24 protein-coding genes and 1 pseudogene are annotated in these 25809 nt (G+C 45.5%); 1 reads left to right on the top strand and 24 read right to left on the bottom strand.

From position 1 onward, the window contains the following. Positions 1-51: 51 nt before the first annotated feature. The 22 genes from L1N85_RS23680 to L1N85_RS23575 all read right to left on the bottom strand — a co-directional run bounded on the left by L1N85_RS23680 (position 52) and on the right by L1N85_RS23575 (position 23326). Positions 52-207, bottom strand: a complete 156-nt coding sequence (locus L1N85_RS23680) for a hypothetical protein (RefSeq protein ID WP_235241502.1) — start codon at positions 205-207, stop codon at positions 52-54. A 180-nt stretch (positions 208-387) separates the two neighbouring features. Beyond that, entirely contained in the window at positions 388-888 is a 501-nt protein-coding gene (locus L1N85_RS23675) for a hypothetical protein (protein WP_235241501.1), read from the bottom strand. 114 nt (positions 889-1002) lie between these two features. Next, entirely contained in the window at positions 1003-2139 is a 1137-nt protein-coding gene (locus L1N85_RS23670) for a SpoIIE family protein phosphatase (protein ID WP_235241500.1), read from the bottom strand. Between the two features lie 126 nt (positions 2140-2265). Then, positions 2266-2664: a general stress protein gene (locus L1N85_RS23665; RefSeq protein WP_235241499.1), complete on the bottom strand. Its 399-nt coding sequence runs from the start codon at positions 2662-2664 to the stop codon at positions 2266-2268. A gap of 67 nt (positions 2665-2731) precedes the next feature. After that, positions 2732-2896 (bottom strand): DUF1328 domain-containing protein, encoded by a 165-nt coding sequence (locus tag L1N85_RS23660; RefSeq protein WP_235241498.1) that lies wholly within the window; start codon positions 2894-2896, stop codon positions 2732-2734. Between the two features lie 115 nt (positions 2897-3011). Then, the gene (locus L1N85_RS23655; protein WP_235241497.1) at positions 3012-4613 is read right to left on the bottom strand and encodes a response regulator; all 1602 of its coding nucleotides are present in this window, start codon (positions 4611-4613) and stop codon (positions 3012-3014) included. A 9-nt stretch (positions 4614-4622) separates the two neighbouring features. Next, positions 4623-6086 (bottom strand): glycoside hydrolase family 32 protein, encoded by a 1464-nt coding sequence (locus L1N85_RS23650; RefSeq protein WP_235241496.1) that lies wholly within the window; start codon positions 6084-6086, stop codon positions 4623-4625. A gap of 55 nt (positions 6087-6141) precedes the next feature. Beyond that, positions 6142-6972, bottom strand: a complete 831-nt coding sequence (locus L1N85_RS23645; RefSeq protein ID WP_235241495.1) for a carbohydrate ABC transporter permease — start codon at positions 6970-6972, stop codon at positions 6142-6144. Positions 6973-6989: 17 nt separating this feature from the next. Next, positions 6990-7910, bottom strand: a complete 921-nt coding sequence (locus L1N85_RS23640) for a carbohydrate ABC transporter permease (RefSeq protein ID WP_235241494.1) — start codon at positions 7908-7910, stop codon at positions 6990-6992. A 99-nt stretch (positions 7911-8009) separates the two neighbouring features. Next, on the bottom strand, positions 8010-9311 hold the full coding sequence (locus tag L1N85_RS23635) for an ABC transporter substrate-binding protein (protein ID WP_235241493.1): 1302 nt from the start codon (positions 9309-9311) through the stop codon (positions 8010-8012). Between the two features lie 175 nt (positions 9312-9486). Continuing rightward, positions 9487-11295 (bottom strand): sensor histidine kinase, encoded by a 1809-nt coding sequence (locus L1N85_RS27750; RefSeq protein WP_235241492.1) that lies wholly within the window; start codon positions 11293-11295, stop codon positions 9487-9489. 157 nt (positions 11296-11452) lie between these two features. Next, positions 11453-12241, bottom strand: a complete 789-nt coding sequence (locus tag L1N85_RS23625; protein ID WP_235241491.1) for a DeoR/GlpR family DNA-binding transcription regulator — start codon at positions 12239-12241, stop codon at positions 11453-11455. A gap of 162 nt (positions 12242-12403) precedes the next feature. Continuing rightward, positions 12404-13456: a galactitol-1-phosphate 5-dehydrogenase gene (locus tag L1N85_RS23620; protein ID WP_235241490.1), complete on the bottom strand. Its 1053-nt coding sequence runs from the start codon at positions 13454-13456 to the stop codon at positions 12404-12406. Next, positions 13453-14958 (bottom strand): xylulokinase, encoded by a 1506-nt coding sequence (gene xylB, locus L1N85_RS23615; protein ID WP_235241489.1) that lies wholly within the window; start codon positions 14956-14958, stop codon positions 13453-13455. The genes L1N85_RS23620 and xylB overlap by 4 nt, the downstream gene beginning before the upstream one ends. A 21-nt stretch (positions 14959-14979) precedes the next feature. Continuing rightward, positions 14980-15834 carry a class II fructose-bisphosphate aldolase gene (locus L1N85_RS23610; RefSeq protein ID WP_235241488.1) on the bottom strand — a complete coding sequence of 285 codons (855 nt, stop codon included), beginning with the start codon at positions 15832-15834 and terminating at the stop codon, positions 14980-14982. Between the two features lie 41 nt (positions 15835-15875). Further along, entirely contained in the window at positions 15876-16886 is a 1011-nt protein-coding gene (locus tag L1N85_RS23605; RefSeq protein WP_235241487.1) for a zinc-dependent alcohol dehydrogenase family protein, read from the bottom strand. After that, positions 16883-17701, bottom strand: a complete 819-nt coding sequence (locus L1N85_RS23600) for a carbohydrate ABC transporter permease (protein ID WP_235241486.1) — start codon at positions 17699-17701, stop codon at positions 16883-16885. The genes L1N85_RS23605 and L1N85_RS23600 overlap by 4 nt, the downstream gene beginning before the upstream one ends. A 6-nt stretch (positions 17702-17707) precedes the next feature. Then, positions 17708-18601, bottom strand: a complete 894-nt coding sequence (locus L1N85_RS23595) for a carbohydrate ABC transporter permease (RefSeq protein ID WP_235241485.1) — start codon at positions 18599-18601, stop codon at positions 17708-17710. A 59-nt stretch (positions 18602-18660) separates the two neighbouring features. Further along, positions 18661-20040: an ABC transporter substrate-binding protein gene (locus tag L1N85_RS23590; protein ID WP_235241484.1), complete on the bottom strand. Its 1380-nt coding sequence runs from the start codon at positions 20038-20040 to the stop codon at positions 18661-18663. 93 nt (positions 20041-20133) lie between these two features. After that, entirely contained in the window at positions 20134-21084 is a 951-nt protein-coding gene (locus L1N85_RS23585) for a 1-phosphofructokinase family hexose kinase (protein ID WP_235241483.1), read from the bottom strand. A 268-nt stretch (positions 21085-21352) separates the two neighbouring features. Further along, on the bottom strand, positions 21353-22300 hold the full coding sequence (locus L1N85_RS23580; protein ID WP_235241482.1) for a sugar kinase: 948 nt from the start codon (positions 22298-22300) through the stop codon (positions 21353-21355). Between the two features lie 21 nt (positions 22301-22321). Beyond that, positions 22322-23326, bottom strand: coding sequence for a LacI family DNA-binding transcriptional regulator (locus L1N85_RS23575; protein ID WP_235241481.1), 1005 nt, complete (start codon positions 23324-23326; stop codon positions 22322-22324). Positions 23327-23560: 234 nt separating this feature from the next. On the opposite strand from L1N85_RS23575, the pseudogene L1N85_RS28195 reads away from it, so the two are divergent. Then, positions 23561-24092 (top strand): annotated as a pseudogene (locus L1N85_RS28195) (transposase); the annotation flags it as partial. Between the two features lie 136 nt (positions 24093-24228). Here the strand turns inward: L1N85_RS28195 and L1N85_RS23565 are convergent. Together L1N85_RS23565 and L1N85_RS23560 are read right to left on the bottom strand one after the other, a co-directional pair. Then, a complete protein-coding gene (locus L1N85_RS23565) occupies positions 24229-25002 on the bottom strand; it encodes a Cof-type HAD-IIB family hydrolase (RefSeq protein ID WP_235241480.1) in 774 nt (257 codons plus the stop codon). 62 nt (positions 25003-25064) lie between these two features. Beyond that, positions 25065-25809: SDR family NAD(P)-dependent oxidoreductase (locus tag L1N85_RS23560; RefSeq protein ID WP_235241479.1), on the bottom strand; the 745-nt coding region annotated here is incomplete at its 5' end.

Genomic DNA, 25809 nt, shown 5'->3' with positions numbered 1-25809 from the left:
CCTACTAGCTACAGGGCAGCTTGGTCTTTACCCCGACCGGACTTCCACCGGTTAGTTATACCTAGCTTGGCTAGGCGCGCTGTAAAAGTTGGTCGTGTTATACAGATTTTTGGCATTCTGACACGCTTGATCCAGGTACGCAAACAACCGATGGCCAGGTTTGATCCACACTTGATGGGTCCTGTACGTGGACTTTGAATCTGACATGACTTCACCTCCTTCCAGCCATAAAATACAAAAAAACACGAATGTATGTTCCCTATAATTTTATTATACCGCTAATAAATATGGAAGGAAAGACCTTTTTGTGGGTGTATTCAGGAGGTCGCCGATTCACCTCGCCACTTGCAGAAGTGGGAGTCCTCTCAGCGAAAATTGATAGATAAACTACATCGAAGAAGAATGGAAATAGCTTATGGATGTCAATTGTCCATTGCCCGGTTCAATAAACAGCTTCAGTAACGCTTCATTTCGCTCAAATACAATGCCATCCTCCGTTTCATAGTCAGGCTCTCCGAGCGCTTCGGTTATATGCCGCGTTGTAGCCGGAATCAACTCATCGTCGATCAGCAGCACCTCGGCTCCTTCCAGAATTTCTACGAAGTCTACGATTCCATCGCGGAAAACAACGTTCATATCCGGATACTGATAGATTTCGAAGCCGCTAATAGGAGCGTCCTCTGTAATAAGCTCCGGCTCGCCCAGCTTCCGAACAACAGTGCCCGGATCATCATAGAGAGAAATACGGTTAACGGTTAGCAGTTGCAGCTCCTGAGTTGATGCTTCTACTATTGCAGGCGAAGGGGTCAAAGAAGCGGTTGTTATTTCATCGCTTGTAAAAACGCATAAATTGCCGATCAGACAACCGATCAAAATAATTGACTTCATAGGAGGTCCCTCCCTCACTGAGTACCATTGTTATAAAAGCTTATAGCTACTTATACACCGTTCTCCCCTATTTGAAACAGAAATAGACGCTTATTTATTAAAAAATAAAAACGATCACTTCGTCTCGACCATGACTAAGCATATATCGTCCTTTTGTAAACCTGCATGATGCTCCGCAATCGCCGCGCACAAAATCTCCTCAAGACGAGCGTCATGCCCGTGTTTCAGCCGCCCGATGAGCTCCTTCAGACCCTTTTCCCCGTCGTCGCTCAGCGACTCCAATAATCCGTCCGTATAAAGGACGATCTTCATTTGATCCTGATACGTAATAATGCCTTTACGAATATCGATGTTCTCGAATAAACCAATCGCGCAGCAGCCTTCCGTAAGCTGCTCCTCTTGGTCCCCGATCAGCACCCTTCCCGGCGGATGGCCGGCGTTCACATACTCAATCGTACGGCATTCCGTATCCACGACCATATATATCGCCGTGAAATAATAATTGAGGAGCTCGTCCTTTTTATACAGCTGCTGCATATATCGGTTAAGCTCATACATAACCAGCTCCGGATCCGTAATCCGGGTTATCGTGTCCCGCAGGACCGAAGAAATATACATGCACACCAAGGAGGAAGAAATACCGTGACCCATCATATCGAGCAAAATAATGCCGTAACGGCTGCGGTCAATTCGATGCCATCCATAAAAATCGCCGGCAAGCTCTGATGAGGGCTGATAGACCGCGCTGATCGCGATATTCTCATCATGAATGGGCTGGCTGAGCACGTTTTGCTGGACCTTCTTGGCCAGCTCCAGCTTAAACTTCATCTGCTTGTCCCGTTCCTTATGCCAATCGATTTCTTTCTTCAGCCGCAGGGCCGATCGAATACGGGCAAGCAGCTCCATCTTATTGATCGGCTTCATGACATAATCGCTCGCTCCCGCATCGAGCGCTTCCGCCATTTTGCTGGAGTCGCCTACGGCCGTAACGAATATAATCGGTACATCCTTATAACGCTCGACTTGTAGAATCGCCTTGCATGCCTCCAAGCCGTCGATTTCCGGCATCATCATATCCATGAGAATTAAGTCCACATTCACTTCTGTATTAGTCAAAGCCTCGATGTCCAGAAGGCTGTACAGCTCGCTGGCCGATGAAACGATTTTCAAATCCTGATAACCCGCTTTATTCAAAATCGCCTTAATAATAAGCTGATTCGTCGCATTGTCATCTACAATGATAATACTCATAGTTAGGCTCCTTTGACTTGTAGCTGCTTCTATCATTGTGAGCAAATTTGCCGGTATAGTCAATCTTAACGGGCCTACCCTCGCGGATAGGCCCATCATAGGCTTTGTCATGCGTACATGTGAGCCTTATGCCATATAGTGCGGATAATAGTATACGGCTGGATCAAACTCATCGCCGCTATACTCCTTGCCTCCCCATGCGATGACCAAAATTTTATCCTGGTCCATCTCGCGCTCCAACCGTTCCGCATCCTGCCGGGAAATGCCGAGCGACCTCATTTTGGCACGCAGCTCGTCCCCGTTCGACCGGAATATATTAGCTATTGCCGTTCCGAGGCCTTCCTCCGCAACCCCAATCCTCTCGGCACCGGTACTGTTGACAATGCGCTTCGTCCGATCTTTGTCATGCGTCAACACATAGATGTTATCCTTCGGATAACCTTCCGTTTGGAATTTATATACCTGATCCTGAACCTCGACTGCGTTATTCACCGTGTGAACCTTCGTATTGGATAGATTATTCATAGTGAATTCCTCCTGATCATAGATTATTTTTTACTGTTCGGGTTGGCGTTACACCTCCCTTGCAAAGTTAACTGATCCTTCTGCGGCCCATAATGAGAGAAACGATGAGGAGTACAATAAATACCACGAATAGTATTTTTGCTATACCAGCTAATGCAGAAGCAATTCCCAGAAAACCAAAGATACCGGCAACGACCGCGAAGATGAAAAATAATAATGCCCATCCTAACATTGGAATCACCTATCTTTCTGAAAAGTTTTGGTTAGTATGACATGTAATTAACCAGCTTGTCCCATTTTGAAACAATGATTTTCATTGACCGAAGCTCCAAATAGGCGTTATTAAATCAGTGATGACTCTTGCGATATTCGTCCGGCGTAACGCCAAATCTGTTCTTAAATACGCGATAAAAATATTTTTCATCCTTGAATCCGACTTTGGCGGCGATCTCATACACCTTGTTATCTCGGTTCTCCAGCATTTCAACGGCCTTCCTTAATCGAACATCAGTTAAATATTTCGTATAGGTCACGCCCAGATGACTTTTCAATATCATGCTCAAATAATTGGGGCTAAAAAATAATTGGCTGGATACCGTTTCTAAGGACAAATCCTCCATATAATGAGTGTCGATATAGGTTATGCATTTCTCGATGACCATTTCATGCTTCTTCGTACGATTGCTTTTTATGATCGTCATGAGGTGAAGGAGAATTTCCACAAACTTTGTTTTGCAATCGAAATAATCTCGGGCTGTCGTGAGCATTCTCTCAATCTCCGCCAACGTTTGTTGATAGACATCATCGCTAACGAAATCCGAAATGACCGGCGCTATATGATAAACCATATGAACAACCGCCTTGATCCATTGGTCAGGGTGCGGGAAACCGTTGTCGATGACCCGATTGAACAACGCATCCGCATGGTTGATCAATAATTCACTTTTCATCGTTCGGATGTACTCTTTGAGCAGCTCCTCATCCTTCATAAAATCGTAAAGAATAGGCTTAATCGTATTTGAAATATCTTTATAGTGGATTACACGCTCTGTGCTGAGAAAATAACGGAAATCAACAGCTGCTTGCGCTTCCTTGTAAGACTCTTGCGCGCTCTGCAAAAAATTCGAACGTACTCCCCCCACACCAATAGTGAACAAGCATTTGTATTGCTCAGACAGCTGGCGACTGAAATCCTTTAAGGTTGCCAACTTCTTATCCACTTCGGAATCCGTGTAGCGTTCCGCCGTTAACACGGTAATCATGCTTCGTTTATCCTCCGTCGAATAAAAAGAAATAGCCCTGCCGTCCAAACCGATATGATTTTCCAGCATGCCAGGCATTGCGATTCTAATTTCCTCTAATCGGCTTTCAGATGAATTTTCAGGATCCGTATCGAAAATCCTTGTAACGATGCTGAACCCGTTTTTGCCTAGTTTAAATTTGGTTTGAAGTTCTTGTAATTTAGGCCCTGATATATCGTTGTTTATCCACTCTTGCAGCAGGTGCTCATAATAGACGGTTAAGCTGCTGTGTAATTGATTCTTGATTGTCTCTTGTTCTACAGACTGCATTTTTTCTTTTCGGATAGTCTCCGCTACTTTATTCAGCAGCTGCTCTATACTCTCTTCCTTTACCGGCTTCAGCAAATAATCGAATGCACCAAGCTGGACGGCTCTTTGTGCATATTCAAAATAGCGATATCCGCTTAATATGATAATTTTCGTATGGGCATCGGTTTCATTCACATGCTCAATAAATCCAAATCCGTCCATGATCGGCATCTTTATATCCGTGATAACGACATCAATAGAATTCGACTTAAGTAATTCCAGGGCAGCCTTACCGTTACTCGCCTCAATGACCTCGCAATCGGGCAGGACTTCACGAATCATTTTCCCGAGCACCCTTCGTTGGATAGCCTCATCATCGACGACCATTATCTTTTTCAAGATACTCACCTACCCTATCGATTGTAAAGGGGAAACCTCCAAGGAGATCAAATGAACATTCCCTCCGCGCGTATACACTTCCAGACCTTGATCTTCCGGATCCGGAAAAATCAAATCCGTAATGACGGCTTCCCCGTTACCTGCAAACACTTCAACTGAAGAGCTATCCACCCATATATGAATAATAACACGTTGATTCAAAGCTTCCAGCCTGACGGCATGTCTCCCCGTAAAATCCTCATGGAATGAGATATCGCCTGAAGAACTCCTATCAACGAACAGCTCCTGCTCCCTTACCTGATATCCTACAACCGTAAAATGATTCTCCGAAGTGCGAACTTTAAACCCAAACTCTTCGGCAGTTCCAAGCTCAAACTCCGCAACGATCTCGCAGCAGTCCATAGCCATGTGCGATAACGGATTATCGCCTTCTTCGACGATGACAGAGTTCCAAGTCTCGGTTCGGGTCCGTAACTTCGTCAATTCGATAACCGGCTGCTGAATCAGCTTGATCACGCCGTCTCGAGTTATTAACGACAAAACCCGAGGAACCGTCATCGCGCTCCTCCATTGTTCTGTCGGCGTGACCTGCGCATATTTCCAATTGCTCATCCAGCCGATGTACATGCGTCGGCCGTCCTCTGCCGATATATCCGACCAGCTAACCCCGGCATAATTGTCTCTGCCATGATCCAGCCAGCGTATCGATTCAGGGGTCTGCTTATTGACAAATGTACTGCCGTCAAATTCCCCTATGAAATACTGCGTTCTGGAGCCTTCCGCTAATTCCGGAACGCTTCCGATACTGACAATCATGATCCACTTCGTTCTAGCAGCATCCCCATCAATAGACAGTTCAAACAAATCCGGACATTCCCAAACGCCGTCATGGCTGCCCTGGCCTTCGCCGAATTCGCTCGCGAATGTCCATTCGATCAAGTTTAGGGAATGGTATATGCACACCGTCTGGCCGGTTGCCAGAATCATGACCCATTGATTTGTCCGTTCATGCCAAAATACTTTTGGATCCCGATAGTCAGGGAAGCGCTCATCTTCTAGTACCGGGTTGCCACTATATTTTGTCCAAGTTCTGCCGTTATCATCGCTGTATGCCAGACTTTGGCGCTGTCTTTGCCGGTCGCTGCCCGGTGGTGTATCATGATGAGTAAAAATCGCGACCAGGCCCGGTTTACCGACAAACAACCCGGACGTGTTCTTCCAATCGACGACCGCGCTTCCCGAGAAAATCGCACCGTGCTCATCCGGGGCCAGCGCGATAGGGCAATGCTTCCAATGGACCATATCGGAACTTATGGCATGTCCCCAGTGCATTGGCCCCCATGTCGTCCCATGCGGATGATATTGATAGAACAGATGGTACTCCCCGTTAAAATAGACCAGACCGTTAGGATCGTTCATCCAATTGAGCTCTGGGGTGAAATGATAATGCGACCGATATTTTTCAAGCTCCATGATTTATGCCTCCATTACTTTTTGATAGCGCCATATGATCATAAGGCAATTTCATTTACCCTTTTATACCAGCGCTCGTTATTCCCTGTACGTAATATTTTTGCAGCATAAGAAAGAGAATAATGATAGGAACGGTAGTAAAGGTCAACGTTGCCATAATCTGACCGTAATAGACAGGCGGCAAGGTGAAAAAGGTCTGTATCCCTAGTTGAATATTACGCAGCGCTTCTCCCGTCGTGACCAGGATTGGCCACATGAAATCGCCCCAGTGATTAATATAATCGAGGATAAAAACGGTGGCGAAGACAGGACCGGATAATGGAACGACAATGGATATAAATGTCTTCATCGGCGATGAACCGTCAATAGCGGCCGATTCCAGTATTTCATTGGGAACGTCCATGAAAAATTGGCGGAACATGAAGATGCTGAAGCAATTCGCTACGAAAGGAACGATCAATGCATACCAGGTGTCCACCCAATTCAAGCTGTTCACGATGAAGTACATAGGCATCAGAATGCTTTCAAACGGCACAATCATAAGTGCAATGACGGCCATAAGGACGAATTCCCTTCCTTTGAATTGCAGCTTGGCAAGCGCATAGCCGCAGATGGAATTGACAACCAATCCGCTTATGCAAGTGACCGTTACATAAAATAAACTATTAAACAAATACTTCATCATCGGAATCCGGTCGAAAGCGGCTATATAATTATCAAACGTAAAATTTAGAGGAAGCAATGCTTTCAAGGAGCTTAAGTCCGCGAAAATCTGAGTTTCAGGCTTAAACGATGAGACCACCATCCAAAGCAACGGGGTAATGAACAAAAGCGACATTATAATGTTAGCTATATTAAGAAACAGTTTTGCTGTCCGATCTGTCATAAGTAACGGCCCTCCCGCTATCTATCTCTGAAAAATTTTTTCATTGAAAAAGAAATGAAAACGACAATAAGGAAGAAAATGACGGATATGGCCGAAGCATATCCAGCGTTTCTAAACTGGAAGCCTTGTTGGTAAATGAGCAAGGCCAGCGTCCTCGTCGTATTTTCGGGACCGCCATTCGTCATAATGTACGGCTGCACGAACAACTTCACCGCTTGAATCGTCGTAATCGTCAACACAAATACAGTTACGTTATAAAGACTTGGAATTGTAATGAAACGCAGCTGCTGGAATCTGTTCGCACCGTCTATGGATGAAGCTTCATAGATATCCTTGGAGATCCCCTGAAGGCCGGCGAGAAAAATCATCATTTGATAGCCGGCAGCCTGCCATACCGACATAAAGATAATCGAATGCATCGCCTGATCCGAGCTTCTCAGGAAGGGTTGTTTCGGGATTTCGAAAAAATTCAGGGCTGAATTGATCAACCCTTCATTCGGATTATAGAGAGAAATCCACAAAATAGCGATGACGGTCATAGAGGTCACGACCGGACTGAAGTAGGCGATTCGATACACATTCCGCAGCTTTAACTGATGATTGACCAAGAGGGCAAGCATAAGCGCCACAGCGGATTGGACAGGAACGACTATGACGGTAAAATATAATGTGTTGAACAGTGACTTATAAAACAGATTGTCCTGAAAAAGAAGCTTGTAATTATCTAATCCGATGAACTGGATCTTATCCGGCCGGAGCAAGTTGAACTTAGTGAAGCCGAAAAGAAAAGCAAACATAAACGGCAGCACCAGAAACACCAGAAGCAATATGACCGAAGGCGCAATGAAAGAATAACCAACGACACTTTCTCTTCTCTTCTGCCGGCCGAGTGACGCCTGCTTGATCTTATGTTCATCTGCACTCCATGCAGTTTGCATATCGTTAATCTCCCTCTCTCCAAATGTAATGAAAAAGTGCGGCGCAGGAGCATTAATGTCTATTCCCGCTGCCGCAACCTTTCATCCTTTTCTTAACGCCTATTCGGCAAAATTTCTCTTGAATTCTTCATCATAAATGTCTGCCACATTATCAAGCGACTTCTTCACATCGGCGCCCACCATAATATCGATCAAAGCTTCGGCGAACTTTTGCGTCAGCACGGGATATGCAGGGGTTACCGGTCTTGCGTTAGAGACCGTCGTCACTTGCTCCTTGATGATTCGGAGCGGCAGTTCGTTGTATTCCGCCATGCTTTCGAAAGCAGATTTACGGCTGGCCGGCATGCTGATCGCTTTCGCCAGCTCTGTGGAGCTGTCTTTGTTCGTGAGCCACTTCACCGCTTCCGCCGCTTCCTTCGGATGCTCGCTGTCCGCCGAGACGCCTACAGCCCAGCTGCCGGAAGGTGCAGTTAAGGCGCCCCCCGCTTTCTTAGGGAAATAGGTAATGCCCCATTCCAGGTCCGGATAGTTTTTGAATCCCGGGATGTTCCAAGGACCACCAAGCTTGGTTGCCGCTTTACCTTCTTCGAATTCTGTCGGTTTCGGGTCGATGTTGAACAGCTTTTCATTCGCGAGCTTCTGCAGGAAAGCGGCGGCTTCTATGCCTTGCTCGCTATTGACGAATCCGTCAGCTTTTGTTCCTTCATCGTTCACGAGGTCCGTTCCTCCCGAGATCCACAATTGCTCGAAGGCGTACGTCATCCATTCGCCTTTATCGTTAATCATATTCGTTCCGAATACGCCATCCTTGGCGGTTGTCTTCATGACGTCATACCACTCTTCCCATGTCCATGCGTCTTCCATTTTGTCAGGCGGCGTGATACCGTATTGATCCATAATCTTCTTATTGTAGAACAACACGACGGATGACTCGTTCAATCCCGGCGCATAAAATTTTTCTTTAAACGTGCCTTGCTGAACTATAGACGGAACGAAATCATTCATGTCCTCTTCGGTGAAATGTTCATCCAGCGGGATAATAATATCCGAAGCCGCGTAATTGGCGATATTCGGTCCGTCCATCGCAATGACGTCCGGAAGCGTATTGGAGGCTACAGCCGCATTGATTTTATCTTCATAAGCGAAAGAATTGCCCCTTGTAATGACTTCCATTTTCATTTTTATCTTGCCTTCATAAGCTTTGTTGAACTCCTCTATCCTCTTCACATAAACATTGTCCTCCGCCTCGCCCGCTTGCGGACGCCAGAAGTTAAGCTCAATAACTTCATTGCCCGCATTTCCGCTGCTCCCCTCAGAACCCGCTTCGTTCGTTTGGCCTCCGGAGGAACAACCGGTAATGAGCATTGCGGCTAGTATTGCGGTAATAATCCCCTTTTTCATAAAACACCGTCCTAAACGTTTTTTGATTACGCTTTCATCATAATAGGATTCATGAATTTAACCTACTCTAAAAAACGTAAATTAGTGGACAAAACTATTGAAAACACTTTCAAAAACAAATTTCTATAAAAAAATCAGGCAAGGCGGCGTCAATAGCCATTCTCGCCTGATCCGACTAGCTGAGAGGAAGCCGTATCGTAACGGTCGTCCCATAATTTTTCCGCGATTCAATATGCACGCCATAGTCATGCCCGTAAAGCAGTTTGATACGTTGGTTCACATTCGTAATGCCGATGGATTGGGATTCAGCTTTCGGATTATCCTCAGGCTCGAGCACGCGGCGGATCGTGTTCAAGTCCATTCCCTTCCCGTTATCCGCAATTGTGAAAACTCTATTAACCCCTTCGATTCGTCCCGATACTTTAATTACTCCGCCTATCTCCATGTCATCAAGAGCGTGTATAAGCGAGTTCTCTATAAAAGGCTGCAGGAAAAATTTCGGTACAGAATAATGAAATAACTGGGGATCCATCTCATACGATACCGTAAATTTGCCCTCAAACCTTTGGTTCATGATGAAGACATAGTTCTGTAAGTAGGTTAAGTCCTCCTTGAAGCTTACCATACCCGGATTTTTGGCGGTATATTCCAGCATCTCCGATAGATCGACCAGCATATTGCTGATCTGCTTTTGCTTGTTCTCAATCGCCAAATAATTAATGATGTTAAGCGTGTTATAAAGAAAATGCGGATTGAACTGAAAATTGAGCGCCTTCAGTTCCGCTTCCATTTCTTTCAGATGCGTCACATAGTTTTCCTCAATCAGGGTATGAATTTTATCATTCATCTGATTAAATTTGTGAATGATGACGTTCAGCTCCATCGTGCCGGATGGTTCGATTTTGCTGTCGAAATTACCTTCCCCAATGCGATGAATGGCTCGAAGAAGCCTTTTTAACGGCAGGGTTATTCTTCCCGATATAAAGGAAGCTAGTACGACCGAGATCAGAATAATAAAGATCGTCGAATAAAACATATAGGCAGACATGTTCGGAACGGTTTTCTTTAGGTTATCGTAAGGAATAAATACAGCGGATAACCAGCCTGTAACGGGTATGGTGTCAAAACAAACGACCATCTTCCGGCCATTGATCTTGATATACTCCGTACCGCTATTCTTCGCTGCCGCATACCGGATCCAATCCTGGCTTACCACAGCCTGATCGTTCAACGATCCAGAGGCAGACACAACCGCGCCAACTTGGGTGAACATCTGATAAAAAGATCCTTCAACCGTCAGACTCTCCTCAAATGCCTTTTTAATCATCGTTTCCTGAAAGTTCAGAATGAGGATTGGACGCTCCACGTTTTCTCCCATTTCCCTAAGCAAATTGTTCCGTACGGCAGCAAAGTTCATCAGCCTGGTGGCGGTAAAAACGTACTGGTCTTTCTCCGTAAATAATTGGCTGGTTGAATAGAACTGTTCAAGCAGGTTGTAAGTAGGAATCCAGTTCGTGTTTCTTATGGATTGCTGGCCAATCTTATAAATATTGGATAATGCATAATCCTTTTTGGGAATCCAAAAGCTCGGGGTTTCACCGAACGTGTAATCCTTCGTCACCAAATTGACCGAAAATACATCCTCCGTATAAGGAAAATACTTATTAAGAATGCGCGTAATTCTACGGTCGGCATCACTTCTGTCTTCGAGGCTGGTGTTATTAAAAAAAGTAAAAAACTCTTCGTCCAGGTGCATGTTAATCGCGCTTTGCTCAACCTGTGCCAATGTGGCGTTAATAGATCGATTGCTCATCCTGACAAGACCGAGCGACGTTTCGCTTGCGTTTGCCAAAATAACGTCGGAGCTCTTCACAAAATAGCCAGCTCCCATGACCGTAAGCGAAATAATAATCAACGCGATGAAATAAAACGTCAGCCGTGCCCTTAAGCTAATGGCAGACAATGAAGGCAGAAACGATCTCACAAATCCAGCACCATCCTTTGTAAGAAATGTGGATCATATGTAAGAAATGTGGATCATAGTATTAAGTAACCGTGACTCCTTATGTAAAAGAAAATCGCTCTGTCTTGCCGAAAGGGCAGACAAGAGCGACCTTCAATTTGTATGATTACCAGGTCAGTCAAGCGATAATGACTTGAATACCTTTCTCACGCAGCTTCTCCAATTCTTCAGTAGGGGTCTTCCGATCCGTAATCACGGTATGAATTTGATCTATCGGCACAATCCTATAGAAGGCAACTTTACCAAACTTACTATGATCAGCAAGCACGACGACATGCTTTGCATTTTCAATCAGCTTTCGGACAACTCTTGCTTCTTCCATGCTAGGCGTTGTTAAGCCTTCATCCATACTGAATCCATTGATCCCGAAGAAAACATAATCGGTATAAATGCCATCGAGCGATTTCTCTGCGGTTTCACCAATAAGAGCGAATGTATTCGGACGAACACTGCCGCCAGTCAGAAAAACTTGAATGCTGTCAATTCCCATGAGATCTGTTACGACGTTTATCGCATTGGTTACCACTGTCAAAGAGTTTCGATCTTTTATCGACCTTGTTAAACGACTGACCGTTGTTCCCGTTGATAGTGCGATAACCATTCCATCATGAATAAGCTTCGCGGCTTCCGAAGCAATACCTGACTTTTCATCCGTGAAACGATCTTCTTTCTCCAAGAATGAGGGTTCCAAAAAGAGGTTTTCGTTAAGGATCGCTCCACCATGACTTCTAACTAAAAAATTGTCGCGCTCGAGCTTTTCCAAATCCTTTCGAACCGTTACCTCCGAAACTTCCAGTTCGGAACTTAGGAAAGAAACATCTACAATTTTATGATTTTTAAGATAATCAATAATAAACTGATACCTTTCCAGACTTCGCATCCTTCGCTGTTTCCGAACCTGTTCCATTATGGCGCTTCCCTTCAACGCTTCGAGTAAAAAAATTGCGCTTTGTTCTGATTTGTTTCGTTTCAAACCCACCTTAAGTATAGAGAATTTTCGACGAATTGGCAATTCAGAATAAATAAATACAGCAATTACCTCGATTTCGTTGTGATGTAAAGAAAAGAACTAGTCGTTCAACATCATAATTTTCCCTTTAACGCTGCCTGGCTTTCTGTATAAATCGAAAGCTTCATTAATGTTATCAAGAGGAAAAGTTCGATCGATCAAGGCTTTAAAATTCAAACGACCAAGTTTAAGGAAATGCAATGTAAGCTCCCACTCATTTCCTGGAAAAGGAGCACTATACGACATCCAAGATCCAGTCAGAGTAAATTCCTTACGGTTCAACTGCTCAAATTGTTTTGGAGTAAAAGTAAGATCACGAACCGGAGTTCCTACAAAACAGACCTTCGCCTTGTTCGCTGAAATATCGAAACTTTGCCGCATGGTCACATCAGATCCCGCAGTCTCCAGTACAACTGCAAAGCCTTTACCCTTCGTAATGGTTTTCCAGTCCTCGTCGACATTTGCGTTCTTAGCGTTGATGGTATGATCGGCGCCTAATGCTCTGGCCGTTTCCAGTCTCTCGTCGTCGATATCAAATACGGTAACTTCCCGGGCGCCCAAAATCTTGACCCATTGCAACGTCAACAAGCCAATATTACCTCCACCGAGAATGGCCACATGCTCTCCGCCTTGAAACTGGATCAATTGTAAAGCATGGAGCGCGACCGCAGAAGGCTCAACAAATGCCGCCTCTTCGAAACTGATGCTTTCATCAAACGGTAGCGCATTGATTTCAGGGATCGCCACATATTCAGCCCAACTTCCATTAACACGAGAGCCGATGAACGAGTAGTATTTACATTGAGCAAAGTTCCCGCTGGCACAATCATGACACTTAAAACACGGTTTTAATGGCACACCGGCGACCCGATCGCCGACCTTTACCCGAGATACACCAATTCCGATTTTCTCAACCACACCGGAAAATTCATGGCCAAGAACAAGAGGGTAGTGATGTGCGGCATCTCCTAATACCCTTGGAAGGTCGGATCCGCATATACCAGTTGCTTTTACCTTGACCAGAATCTCATGCGGTTCCAGTGACGGTACCGACATCTCTTCTACTCGTATATCGTCCTTTGCATACAATACGGCTGCTTTCACGTCGTTCACCAACCCATCCTGGGAAATAAATCTTTCAATCGGTTATAAGTTTCTAAATATACTTCGTAGACCCGCTTATATACCTTTTCGTGTTGCCTAGGAGACTGCTCACGTTGCATCTTAACAGTCCTCACGACCGCATCCTGAGTATCACGGTAGACACCGGTACCGATGCCCGCCAATATCGCGGCACCAAGAGTTGCAGCTGAATCGGAAGACGGGATTTTAATCGTTTTCCCTGTAATATCGGCTTTGATTTGCGTCCACAGGATACTATTGGCCGCTCCACCCACACTATGTAAAGTGTGGATCGGAACACCGCTTTCCTCAGCCGTTTTCAGGTTATGTTGCAGAGCTAATGCGCACCCTTCCATGATAGCGCGTATCATATGTCCACGAGTCGTTTCAAAGCTTAATCCGATGAATACCCCTTTCGCCTGAGGATCCCAAATGGGCGAACGTTCGCCTGCCATATACGGCAAGAACACGAGACCTTCACTTCCCGCTCTAATACGTGACGCTTCTTCGTTGGCAATTCTAAAGAAATCCTCCTGAGCTTCGCCAGCAAACTCTCGCTTCAGCCAGTTCAAGCTGCCCCCGCCAACGGTTCCGCCTTGTAATATCCATGTTCCCTTGGCCGCATGGCAACTCAAAATGAGTTTCTCATTTTTAACGGGGCGGTCCATGACGATACTCATACCACCAGCCTGACCGCCTTGCTCCTGCACCTCTCCTGCATGAATGGCCCCCGCTCCCAAGGTAGCGCATGCGGCATCCAGACCGCCTGCCACAACTGGTGTGCCGACAGCCAATCCCGTCTCAGCGGATACAGCGCTAGTGACCGTTCCAACAACGTCACTGCACTCATAAATACGAGGAAGCAATTCCGGACTGATCCCCATTTGCTCGGCCAAAGATTCATCCCAGCTCGCCGTCTCAATGTTGAAGGCATGCAGCCCATTTCCTTGCGATACGTCTTGTGAGTACTCTCCTGTCAGCTTGTAGACAATGTAGCTGTTGCATTGCAGCACTTTCCGGGTATTTCTATAAAGTTCAGGTTCGTTCTCTTTTATCCATAATATTTTACTGGTAACATACGATGGAGCCATCGGGTTACCGGATACTGCGAACAATTTCTCTTGACCAATCGTTTCTAATAACTGCCGGCATTGCTTCACGGTTCTGCGATCCAGCCATATCATAGCATTCCTCAAGGCGTTCCCATTCCCGTCCATTGGAATGGCTGCGCCGCTTTGGCCATCTATCCCAACACCTTTGATCTGACGCGGGTCAATACCTGTCTCATTCAGCATTTGACGAACGCCTTCACATACAGCACGCCACCATTCCTCAGGATTCTGCTCTGCATATCCCGGAAATGGATAATACGTTTTATAAGGAGTAGTGCCTTGGAACATGATCTCGCCTTCGGGCGTAAACAATGCAACTTTGCAGCCAGAGGTGCCGATATCGATACCGAGGAGATATATTTTAGAAATGATGAACGCCACCTTTCAGAAGAGCTTGTGAAATCAAGCCTTTCCCACACAGCCGCATAATTGCATTTTTTCAATCGCCATTTGTTTAACGACTTTTTTTGCTACTGTCATATAAGAACGAGGATCCAGATCCTCAGGATTCTCGCTAAAGAATTGTTGCAAAGACAATGTAAAGGCGTTTTTCAACTCGGTAGCCACATTCATCTTCGCCATCCCAAGCGCTACGGATCGCTTCACCTGCGCTTCAGGAATGCCAGATCCGCCATGTAATACAAGTGGAACATCTACTTTAGAGGCAATCTCTTCAATCCGCGCGAAATCAATATTCGGCTCACCTTTATAAATACCGTGGGCAGTACCGATCGCCGGCGCCAAGGTTGGTACACCAGTCAATTCCACGAAACGTCGGCACTCCTCCGGGTCCGCTAAGGTAGCCATATCATCTGCAACATGTATATCATCTTCAACGCCGCCAACCTTGCCCAATTCCGCCTCAACGTTCACATTAAGCGCACGGGCAACCTCGACGACCTTTTTTGTCATTTCCACATTTCTTTCAAAAGGATGCATGGACTGGTCTATCATTACCGAGGTATACCCGGCACGCATGCATTTTAAGATCAGCTCAAAATCCTGGCAATGGTCAAGGTGCAGTGCAATCGGCACACTCGACTGTTTCGACGCCGCTTGAGCGGCCCCGACGATATAATCGATACCCAAATGTTTAACGGTACCGACCGTTGTCTGCAGGATTAATGGTGAACGACTCTCCTCCGCTGCATCCACTACAGCCTGAAGCATTTCCAACGTATGAACGTTGAATGCAACAATCCCATACCCCTGCTTTCTCGCTTCAACTAATAATGGAGTTGATGAAACTAATGTCATGGTTACTCCTACCTCTCCTCTTTGTATCGAAAGCTTTGCACTTATGGTAATCTAACTACACCTTTAAGAACTTTATGATCCAGTTTACCCTCTAATAGATCCGCTGTTTCCTCAAGCGTGATCTCGGAAATAATCGGATCCAAGCTGAACTGGCCTGACTCAATCATTCGGATGGCTCTAACTTGCGTGTCTGGATAAGTAAAGGAACCGATTACCCGAAGTTCTTTACGAAACACTTCAAACGGTTCTATCGAGACTGCTTTCCCCTGCGGGTACGCTGCAAACAGCAAAATATCGCCGCCGCGTTTTGTTGCCCGGATACATTGCATAAGTACATCTCCTGCTCCGGCGCAATCCACCGTCACATCCAACTCAGACAATTCCACAAGTTTTTGTTTCTCATTTACGGGATCGATCGTGTTAAAGCCAAGCTTTTCTGCGACTTGTCTTTTATGTTCTTGCGGTTCAATAAGGTAGACTTCGCTTGCTCCCTGCAGTCGCATCGCCTGCAGCATCAGCTGTCCAATAAATCCCCCGCCAAACACAGCTCCCCGATAGCCGGCCTTTACTTGCAACCGGTCAAGGCCGTGCAAAACACAGGATACTGGTTCAGCCAAACAAGCTTTTAACGGATCTGTCTCCGGTGACATCTTATATAGAAGTTGCTCTGGAACGATGCAGTATTCCGAAAGTCCGCCATTCAAGTCTACCCCTAGGGCATGCATAGATTGGCAAAGATGCGGGTTGCCCTCCAAGCACGGCGAACATCGGCCACACCAAATGTTCGGATTAACTGAAACGAAATCGCCTACGGTCGCTTGCTTAACCCCAATCCCTACTTCCTCAATAAAACCTGCAAATTCATGGCCGATGGAAACAGGCAAGGAAGCCGGGTAGGTGCCGTGGTAGATGTGACGGTCGGTTCCACATATACCGCATGCGGATACCTTCACAAGCACCTCTCGCTCTCCGACAGCAGGTCTTTCCACTTGTCGCATTTCCATATCTCCCGGCTGCTTTAGTACCAACGAAACGGATATATGATTGCTCATTTGACGCCTCCCATAGTCATGCCTTGAACGAGATATTTCTGGATCATGATGCCAAACAACAGAACCGGCAATACGATCATCGTACCCGCGGCTGCTACTTCACCCCAGCGGATTCCTTCAAAAGTAATGAAGCTGGTAATAGCAACCGTAGCGGTCTTTGTATTGCTCCCTGTAAGGATTAAGGAGTACAAAAATTCATTCCAAGACATAATGAACGAAAAAATGCTTGCAGCTGCAATGCCCGGCGCCGACAGAGGGATCGTTACTTTAAAGAAAGCCATCAGTCGGGAAACGCCATCAATACGTGCTGCGTCTTCCAAGTCGACCGAGATGCTCTCAAAATAACTGCGCATCATCCATAACACAAATGATAAGCTAAAAGTCATATAAATCATGACAAGACCAAAGGTTGTATCCAGAAGGTTAAACTGTTTGAAAACCAGGTAAAATGGGAGAATGACCATAATGGGCGGAGCCATCCGAGTCGAAAGCACCCAGAAGGCAAAATCCTCTTTTTTGCGCATGGGGAATCGTACCAAAGCATACGCTGCCGGAATACCGATCAACAAACTGAATAGCGTACTCAGAACGCCAACTTTTATACTATTGAAGTAATAATGCAGAAATGACCCGTCGGCAAGTACATTGCTGTAATTGGAGAACGTAGGTGTGAAAATAAACTTAGGCGGCAGACTGAACGCATCCACGCGCGTCTTTAGCGATGTAAGTACCAGCCATAGTAGCGGGAATACGAAGGCGGCGATCATCGCCCACAAAAGGATGTTAAACAAGAAACCTTGTGCCTTCTTAGACATAGATGATCACCCTTTCTTGTTTGCTAAATAAATTACGAATTTTGATATTGCGGTAATCATAAACAGCATCGTTAAGCCAATCGATGCAGCGTAGCCGACATTCATAAAGTTGAAACCGGTCAAATAACCGAACATATTCAACGTTTCCGTTGCAGTGCCAGGGCCACCCTTAGTCATAACATAGATCGTATCGAACCAGCGGAACAAATCCATAAACCGGAAAACAAAAGCGATCAAGAGATAGGGTGTAATAAGCGGTAAGGTTAAATGAAAAAACTTTTGAACGGTGTTTGCTCCGTCCACAGTAGCCGCTTCGTACGGCTCATCCGGCAAAGATTGCAGCCCAGCCAGAACAACCAGGGCCACGAAAGGAGTCCATTCCCAGACATCTACAGCGACTACTGCCCAAATGGCGGATTTTTCACCGGACAGCCAAGCCTGCGGAGCGAAACCGAGCTCTCCAAGTACATAATTGATAAAGCCGAATTGCGGATCGTACAACATCACCCAAATGAGACCGACTACAACAGGTGTTGTGATGGTCGGTAACAAAAACAACGTTTTTGCCAACCCGCTGCCAAAGAATTTTCTGGTCATCAGCAAGGCAAGGGCTATTCCCATAATCATCTCGATCACGATAGAAGAGGCCATAAAGATAAAGGTCGTTTTGAGTGAACCCCAGAATCGGGAGTCCTGCAGCATGTAAGCGTAGTTTCCCAATCCAGTGAAATGTTTGTTGTATGGTTCTGATAAAAAATAGTGTTGGGTACTGGTATATAATGCAAACAAAGTTGGAAAAACGGTTACGGCTAACAGAAAAATCACAATAGGAGCAACCAAGAGCCGATAGGCGGAATCCGTCTCCAGTTCAAATAGTAATTTCAGACGTTTCATATTCATACGGATTACCTCCATAGTGCTGGGCGGCCCTCGATAGGCCACCCCTCTTTACCGTCATCTCATTTAAAAAACTGTTCAATATCTTTTTGTGCCGAATCCAGAGCTTCCTTAGCGTCACTACTTGCCAGTACTTCGCTAACTGCGATACCAAGACGATCGCCCATCCGTTTCCATTCTTTGATCCGCGGACGGTAGTCTGCATTTGCTTCTTCCATAGCTTGAACGGTTACGTCAGTCCAACCTTCATAGTTGTACTTATCGCGGTAGCTTTGATCTTCCCATACAGACTTTCGCGTAGCATCAGCACGCAATCCTTCGATTGCTGTTTTGAGCTGAATTTCCTTGCTCGTTGCCCAAGAAATGAACTCAAACGCAGCTTCCTGGTGTTCGGAACCTTTCGGAACTACGAGGCCGGCCGTATAAACACTCGGCGAGCTTCCTGCAGGGCCGCTTGGTACTGGCGCATAACCAATTTTGCCAACTACTTTGGAGTTTTCAGGGCTCTCCAAACGGGCTGCGAAGTTTGTAGCATCGATTGCCATAGCAACCGTACCTTGTTGTACCGCCAGTTGCACTTGGTCCCAGCTGAAGTTTGCTCCGCCTGGAGGCGCATAGTTTTTGATCAAATCGGCATAAACTTCCGTTGCTTTAATGGCTTCCGGGCTGTTCATAACAGGTTTCCCATCGACAAGCCACTTCCCGCCGAAGGCGTTATAGAATCCCGCCCATACGTAGATGTTCATACCTTCGCCGCGCGCGCCGCGCATGGCAATGCCGTATTTCCCGTCTTTCGTGAGCTCCTTAGCAGCAGCAATGAGCTCATCGATCGTCGTAGGTGGATTTGCGATGCCCGCTTGCTCGAACATTTCCTTGTTGTACATCAGCATGGTGCTTTCACCGTAGAATGGCAAACCGTAAGTATGTCCATCTGTTTGGAATGCGCTGAGGAAGCCTTCCATAAAATCGTCGGATTGCAAGGTTGCTTCGTTAGCACTGATGAGATCTTCCAGCGGCGACACCCAGCCGGCTTTTGCGTATTGGGTCGTAAACATCATATCCATCATGACAACATCATATTGATCAGAGTTAGAAGCGAGTGCGAGCTCCGTTTTGGAGTGCAGTTCTTCCTGAGGAAGAATATCGAACTGGACTTTAATCCCCGTTTGCTGCTCAAATTCAGGAAGCATTTCCTTAATGGCGTCAACTGCCGAGTGCTGCTGCATTGCAGCAGTGATGGTGACTGATTCTTTTTTGTCTTTTTCAGCCGCAGCTCCGTTACCCGTTCCACTTTCAGCTCCATTAACTGCCCCGTTTGCTTCTCCCGCGCCATTGTTGCCATTGCCTGCGTTACCATTGGACGAGCAAGCCGCAAGAAGTAATGCGAAAATCATCAAACATACAAGTGTAATCGAAGCTTTCTTATTCCCCAATTTTACCACCTTGAACCCTCCCATTTGATTTGTAGCCTTCATACAATTCCGGTACTGCCTAGCGATTTGCGAGTACCACCTCCCTTAAAGAATTGACAACACTCAGTACAACGAGCTAACAGTTACACTTTTAACCAGATCTGCCATGTCCATGACATTTACATGGCCTGCAATAGGATACATCGCATTTGATGCAGCGGCGGCTGTACCCCAGATAACTGCTTGAATGATCTCAGAATCATTCGGCTTATGTCCAAGTTGTTCCAAATAGTTTGCGATTCCGCCTACTAAAGCATCTCCGCAACCTACAGTGTTAACTGCTTCAATTTGGGGCGGCCGAACCAGCCATGTCTCTGTAGCAGTTACGACAAGAGATCCATCTTTGTCTAATGAAACAACCACCAGTTCAACGCCTCTGCGTATGATTTCTGTTGCCGCAATCGCCATTTCGTTTACTTCATGTGTCATGAGACCTGTTAATTGAGTAAGCTCATCCCGGTTTGGTTTGCACATAAAGGGTGCATTTTCAATACCGTGTGTTAAACCGACACCACTTGTGTCTAAAATCGTTAGTGCCTCAGCTCCTTTTGCTATATGAATCAGGTCTGCATAAGCATTAGGCTCCAAACCTCTTGGCAAACTTCCGGAAAAACACACGATCTCACTTGCTTCCGCCAGTTTTTTTACCATCCCTTGCATCTTTAGCCACTCATCAGCGTCAACTTCGGGACCCGGTTCTAGTATTTCAGTTTGAGTTCCTTTGGTTTTATCGATGATATTAAGTGCTTCACGAGTCTGACCTAAAACCCAAACCGGATCACTTATAATTCTCCTGGCCTTCAGTTGATGATGAACAAATTGGCCAGAATCTCCGCCTAGAAAACCGGAAGCGGTTACATCCGAACCCAACAATCGAGCAACCTTAGCTACATTGTTGCCTTTCCCTCCTGGTTCAGCGGATAACTTGCGAACTCTGTTTACTTTACCAACCTCAAATCCGTCAATATACTGCACCTTGTCAATCGCTGCATTCAAGGTAAAGGTGGTGATCATTGGGCATTCCTCCGAAAGTCACAACAAATTAATGCGCTTACATTAGTGTTTTAAAATTTAAGATCGTTCTTTTTTATTTTGATTTATTTCTAAAAACTACGTTTACTTTCGATATCATCATAATAGACAGACGCATAAGCTGTCAATGGTTTCGTTTAATTTTGATAATAACTTCATTTTCTTTCGATATCCTTCTCGTTGATTAGTATACAAACACAGAAAAAAACCGATCCGAAACTCGAATCAGATTAGATTCTGTTAATCATTTTCAAGAAGAACGGTTCCGGCTTTTAATAAATAACTCCAATTGATTCATGTTGGAAGTACCTTCCATAGGCCCTTTCATCATCACCGCCATCGCACCAGAGGCATTGGCATATCGGACGGCTTCTTTCACTGGTTTACCTTGATTAAGCAAGGAAATAAACGTACCTGCAAAACAATCTCCTGCACCAGTGGGATCGATTTCTATCGCTTTATAAGCCTCGACGTCGTATGAAGCTCCCCGCTCATAAACTCTGCACCCCTTGCTGCCTTTTTTAACTGCAACACATACGGCGTTTTTATTTAATACCGAAACAGCTGCCCGTTCTTCATCCTCTATTCCCGTAATCCATTTTAGTTCCTCTTCTCCAGGGAGAAAAATATCACAATTATCCAAAGTGAATAAAATAAAATCTCTTACGCTTTGGTCTTTCATGATCTCTTTCCGGATGTTAGGATCAAAGGAAATTTTGACACCTTTATCTTTTGCAATCTCAATCGCTTTTCTAAATACAGCAATCATTTCTTCATTAAACACAGAACAGCCCATGATATGCAAAAAATTGGTGCCTTCAAACATCTCCTCTTCGATATCTTGTCGGCTGATAGAGGCCGCTGCCGAATCTTTCATCGTATAAATAAAATCCCGATCTCCATTCTCTTTATAGGTAACAAAAGCAATTCCCGTTGTTTTGTCTTTTAACGTTCCGATATACCGAATATCGACACCATCGGCCTTCAACCGTTCCACATTTAATCGTCCAAAACCATCATTTCCGACTTTTGATATCATCATGCAGGAGCTTCCTGTTTTTGCTGCCTGATCAATGAAAATAGCTGGCGCCCCGCTCGGAAAGGGCCCGACAAACTCACCGGTTTCTTCAAAAGACTGACCAATATTTTTAGCCATGACCTCTACTAGAATTTCTCCAATGGTTATGATCTCCGCCATATAAATGCTCCTTCGCGTTTGCTAAATCTTTTTAACTGAAGATGTCGCTATAAGTTGCGTTTTCAATCGTTTGATCAAAGGGAACCCTTCATAATCACCGTTGATTCTCTTCATTAGTGTAGTAGCTGCACTGATTCCCATATCTCTAGCAGGTTGTACGACAACCGAAATCGGCGGAGTGAACATCTGGAACAACTCCGTTTGATCATAGCCGCATAAAGAAATCTGATTCCCAATAACCAGCTCTTTTTCCATCAGAACCTTCAACGAATTTACGGTAGTAGGGTGATTGGTACTGAAGATGGCCGTAGGAGGGTCTGTTAACCCGACTAATCGGTTTACAGCTTCTATGCCCCCGTTTTTTGTATAGGGTGCATACACAATATAGTCATCATTTACTACGATGTTGTAGTCGTTCAGAGCACGCATATAGCCCGTCAGCCGCTCTTGCGCCGTAGAAATATTCTGGGGCCCGGCAATAATTCCTATCTTTCTATGACCATGGTTGATAAGCATTTCTACCGCAGAATATGCGCCATTAACATTGTCACTAACAACGGCATCCCATTCGCATTCTCTTACTAGCCTGTCAATGAGCACGATGGGAATACGATTATCGGAACTGCCTCGCCAGCTCCACTCATTAGAGCTCACAGGCATTACGATGATTCCATCCACACATTTATCCATCAAACCATTCATTTTATCCGTTTGCTGCTGTACACTGTCATTCGAACTGCAGATCAATATACTGTAATTCAATGACGCCATCGCTTCTTCGATACCCTCGATTACTTGAGTGCAGAAAACGTCACTTATACGTGGAATCAGAACACCAATGGTGAACGTTTTACTCGATCTTAGCCCTCTTGCCAGCGGGTTTATTTTGAAGTCCAACTCTTCTATTGCCTTTTCAATTTTTTTACGGTTGCCCGCTTTAAGTTGATAGCCATTTATATAGCGCGATACAGTTCCCACAGAAACCTCCGCCAACAAGGCCACATCTTTAATTGTGACATTACTCACTCATTCCCCTCCCAACATTATTGAATCGTTTCAATTTTGGACGACATTTAATTGATGATTTTTTATCTAAATTTAATGATAATCGCAAGATATGGTAAGGTCAAGCTAAATTTCCTTCAAATATTAGCCCTTATTACATGATGACTGCCTAAATTAATTGAAACGTTATATTTTTATGCTTGGTGTTCAGTGACATTATAGTTGGTAACCGAAGCATCCAGTTATAGCTCTAATGGCTGGCTTGAAGAAGCAATCATCCACATATATAAAGGCGGCATGAGTACGCGTGAAGTCGCTAAGTTCATCAAGTGCATGTTTGGCTCACAGTACTCGCCTGCCATCATCTGCAACATCACCGGAACGGTTATGGAAAACATCGCGGCCTGGTAAAACCGGTCTTTGGAGAAACGCTACTCGGTGATCTATCTGGACGACATAATTGTGAAACTGAAGAACAGTACTGTGAACAGCGAAGTGTTTTGTCCGGCCATGGGGATCGATGAGCATGGTTGCCGGCAGATGGTTGGCTTCTACGTGGGCGGTCAGTAGCGCGCGAATGGATGACGTAAAGTGCTCAAAGACCTGTACAGTCGCGGTGCTACCGACGTGCTACTGGGTTTATTTGAAGACAGAACTCGAAGACGCCTTTCGAGAAATTTACCCAAAAGCCGCTGTGCAGCATAGTGTCGTTCACGAGGTACGAGGTACGTTTCCTAAAATTTGCGTGCAGGACAAAACCGAGTTTCTCGAAGACTTGAAGATGGTCTAAACAGCGCCTGAGCATGACATTGCACAGGCGGTTGTTAGATTTGAACAAAAATTAGCCCATAGCTCCTATTGGAACCACGGGCTTTTATTGCTTCTTTTACATCGACCTATTGTGTCTTATCAATAACGTTGGTTTACAATAATCTGACCATTTTCAAGCCGTACAAAATCCCGTCTTCGCTTACGTCACGGGTTACATGTTTGGCCGCTCTTTTCACAATATCCGGCGAATTCCCCATCGCGATGCCGGTTCCGACAAATTGGAGCATTTCAATATCATTCAAATAATCGCCGAACGCGTAGACATCATCCTTGCTGATGCCGATTTGGTTGATCAGGGCTTCAATGCCTCTGGCCTTCGATCCCCCTAAGGGAAGCACGTCCATCGACAATGGATGCCATCGAATAAAATCGAGATTCGGAAAACGTTCCCGATACAACGGCTCTTCCTCGATCGTGCAGAAGACCAGCGTTTGATAAATATCCCTGCCGCGGAAATATTCCGCATCGTGAGCCGGATGAGGCACCTTGAGCGTCGAGATGCTCTCTTCGATATAGACATGATAATCTTTGTTGCTTCTCATCGTTTCGACGTCCATATAGACAAGCGGATGTTCGTTCTCGTCGGCATACTCCGTCAGTTCTTGCAGCAATTCGGGTTGGAGTGGATTTTGAAACACAGGCTTGTCCTTCCAAACCGCATATTGACCGTTGTAGCTAACGAATGAATCGATTTCCAGTTGCTCCCGAAGTTCCTTGAACATAAACGGACCTCTACCCGTGGCAATGGCCACGCCATGTCCCACCCGTTTCAGATTGCGGATGGCCTGTTGGGTCGAGACAGGCAGTTTTTTATCATGGTCGAGCAGCGTGCCGTCAATATCGAAAAAAACCATCTTTCCTGACATGCTCTCACCATCTTTTCCTTTAAATATACCTCTTCACCGTTAGAAGGAAAACTCCGTTCGCCTTACCAGATGGTATAGCCTCCATCAATGGTGTGAACACCGCCGGTCACGTAGGAAGAAGCGTCCGATGCCAAGAATACAGCAAGTCCTCCTAGCTCTTCAGGATTGCCTGGTCTTCTCATCGGCGTTAATTCCATCCATTGCTTCACCATGCCTTCGTTTCCTTCAAAATAAGGCTTGGTCATCTCGGTTTGCATATATCCCGGTGCGATGGTGTTGACGCGTATCCCTTGATCCACCCACTCCGCGGCCAAGCTCTTCGTCAACATGATCACGCCGGCTTTGGAGGTGTTGTAAGCCGTTTGTTTTTGTGGCGTATTGGCGATGATCCCCGACATGGAGGAAATGTTGACGATCGAACCTTTTTGCTGCTTGATCATGACATTCGCCACCGCTTTGGAAACTAGAAACAGGCTATTCAGGTTCACGTCCATGATTTTATTCCAATCGCTGTAGGCCATTTCCTCAGTATTTCCCATATATGCGATGCCTGCATTATTGAACAAAACGTCAATCCGTCCGAAATGTTGTTCGATCGCGCGCACCATTTCATTTACTTGCGCTTCAACCGTTACATCGACTTGCACGGCAAACGCCTTTACTCCTTCATTCTCATGGATTTCATCAGCCGTTTGTTGCGCTTGATCCAGTTGCAAGTCTGCGATCACGATATTCGACCCGACCTGCGCCAAAGCGTAAGCCATGGCTTTGCCTAAACCACGCGCCCCACCGGTAATGACGGAAACT

Source organism: Paenibacillus alkaliterrae (assembly GCF_021532375.1).
GTDB classification, from domain to species: Bacteria; Bacillota; Bacilli; order Paenibacillales; family Paenibacillaceae; genus Pristimantibacillus; species Pristimantibacillus alkaliterrae.
This window is presented reverse-complemented; position numbering and strand designations above follow the sequence as displayed.

Bases quoted from the DNA above. Each gene is read 5' to 3' on its own strand.
- L1N85_RS23680 (WP_235241502.1), bottom strand. From the start codon at position 207: ATGTCAGATTCAAAGTCCACGTACAGGACCCATCAAGTGTGGATCAAA.
- L1N85_RS23675 (WP_235241501.1), bottom strand. From the start codon at position 888: ATGAAGTCAATTATTTTGATCGGTTGTCTGATCGGCAATTTATGCGTT.
- L1N85_RS23670 (WP_235241500.1), bottom strand. From the start codon at position 2,139: ATGAGTATTATCATTGTAGATGACAATGCGACGAATCAGCTTATTATT.
- L1N85_RS23665 (WP_235241499.1), bottom strand. From the start codon at position 2,664: ATGAATAATCTATCCAATACGAAGGTTCACACGGTGAATAACGCAGTC.
- L1N85_RS23660 (WP_235241498.1), bottom strand. From the start codon at position 2,896: ATGTTAGGATGGGCATTATTATTTTTCATCTTCGCGGTCGTTGCCGGT.
- L1N85_RS23650 (WP_235241496.1), bottom strand. From the start codon at position 6,086: ATGGAGCTTGAAAAATATCGGTCGCATTATCATTTCACCCCAGAGCTC.
- L1N85_RS23645 (WP_235241495.1), bottom strand. From the start codon at position 6,972: ATGACAGATCGGACAGCAAAACTGTTTCTTAATATAGCTAACATTATA.
- L1N85_RS23640 (WP_235241494.1), bottom strand. From the start codon at position 7,910: ATGCAAACTGCATGGAGTGCAGATGAACATAAGATCAAGCAGGCGTCA.
- L1N85_RS23635 (WP_235241493.1), bottom strand. From the start codon at position 9,311: ATGAAAAAGGGGATTATTACCGCAATACTAGCCGCAATGCTCATTACC.
- L1N85_RS23625 (WP_235241491.1), bottom strand. From the start codon at position 12,241: ATGGAACAGGTTCGGAAACAGCGAAGGATGCGAAGTCTGGAAAGGTAT.
- L1N85_RS23610 (WP_235241488.1), bottom strand. From the start codon at position 15,834: ATGACATTAGTTTCATCAACTCCATTATTAGTTGAAGCGAGAAAGCAG.
- L1N85_RS23605 (WP_235241487.1), bottom strand. From the start codon at position 16,886: ATGAGCAATCATATATCCGTTTCGTTGGTACTAAAGCAGCCGGGAGAT.
- L1N85_RS23600 (WP_235241486.1), bottom strand. From the start codon at position 17,701: ATGTCTAAGAAGGCACAAGGTTTCTTGTTTAACATCCTTTTGTGGGCG.
- L1N85_RS23595 (WP_235241485.1), bottom strand. From the start codon at position 18,601: ATGAATATGAAACGTCTGAAATTACTATTTGAACTGGAGACGGATTCC.
- L1N85_RS23585 (WP_235241483.1), bottom strand. From the start codon at position 21,084: ATGATCACCACCTTTACCTTGAATGCAGCGATTGACAAGGTGCAGTAT.
- L1N85_RS23580 (WP_235241482.1), bottom strand. From the start codon at position 22,300: ATGGCGGAGATCATAACCATTGGAGAAATTCTAGTAGAGGTCATGGCT.
- L1N85_RS23565 (WP_235241480.1), bottom strand. From the start codon at position 25,002: ATGTCAGGAAAGATGGTTTTTTTCGATATTGACGGCACGCTGCTCGAC.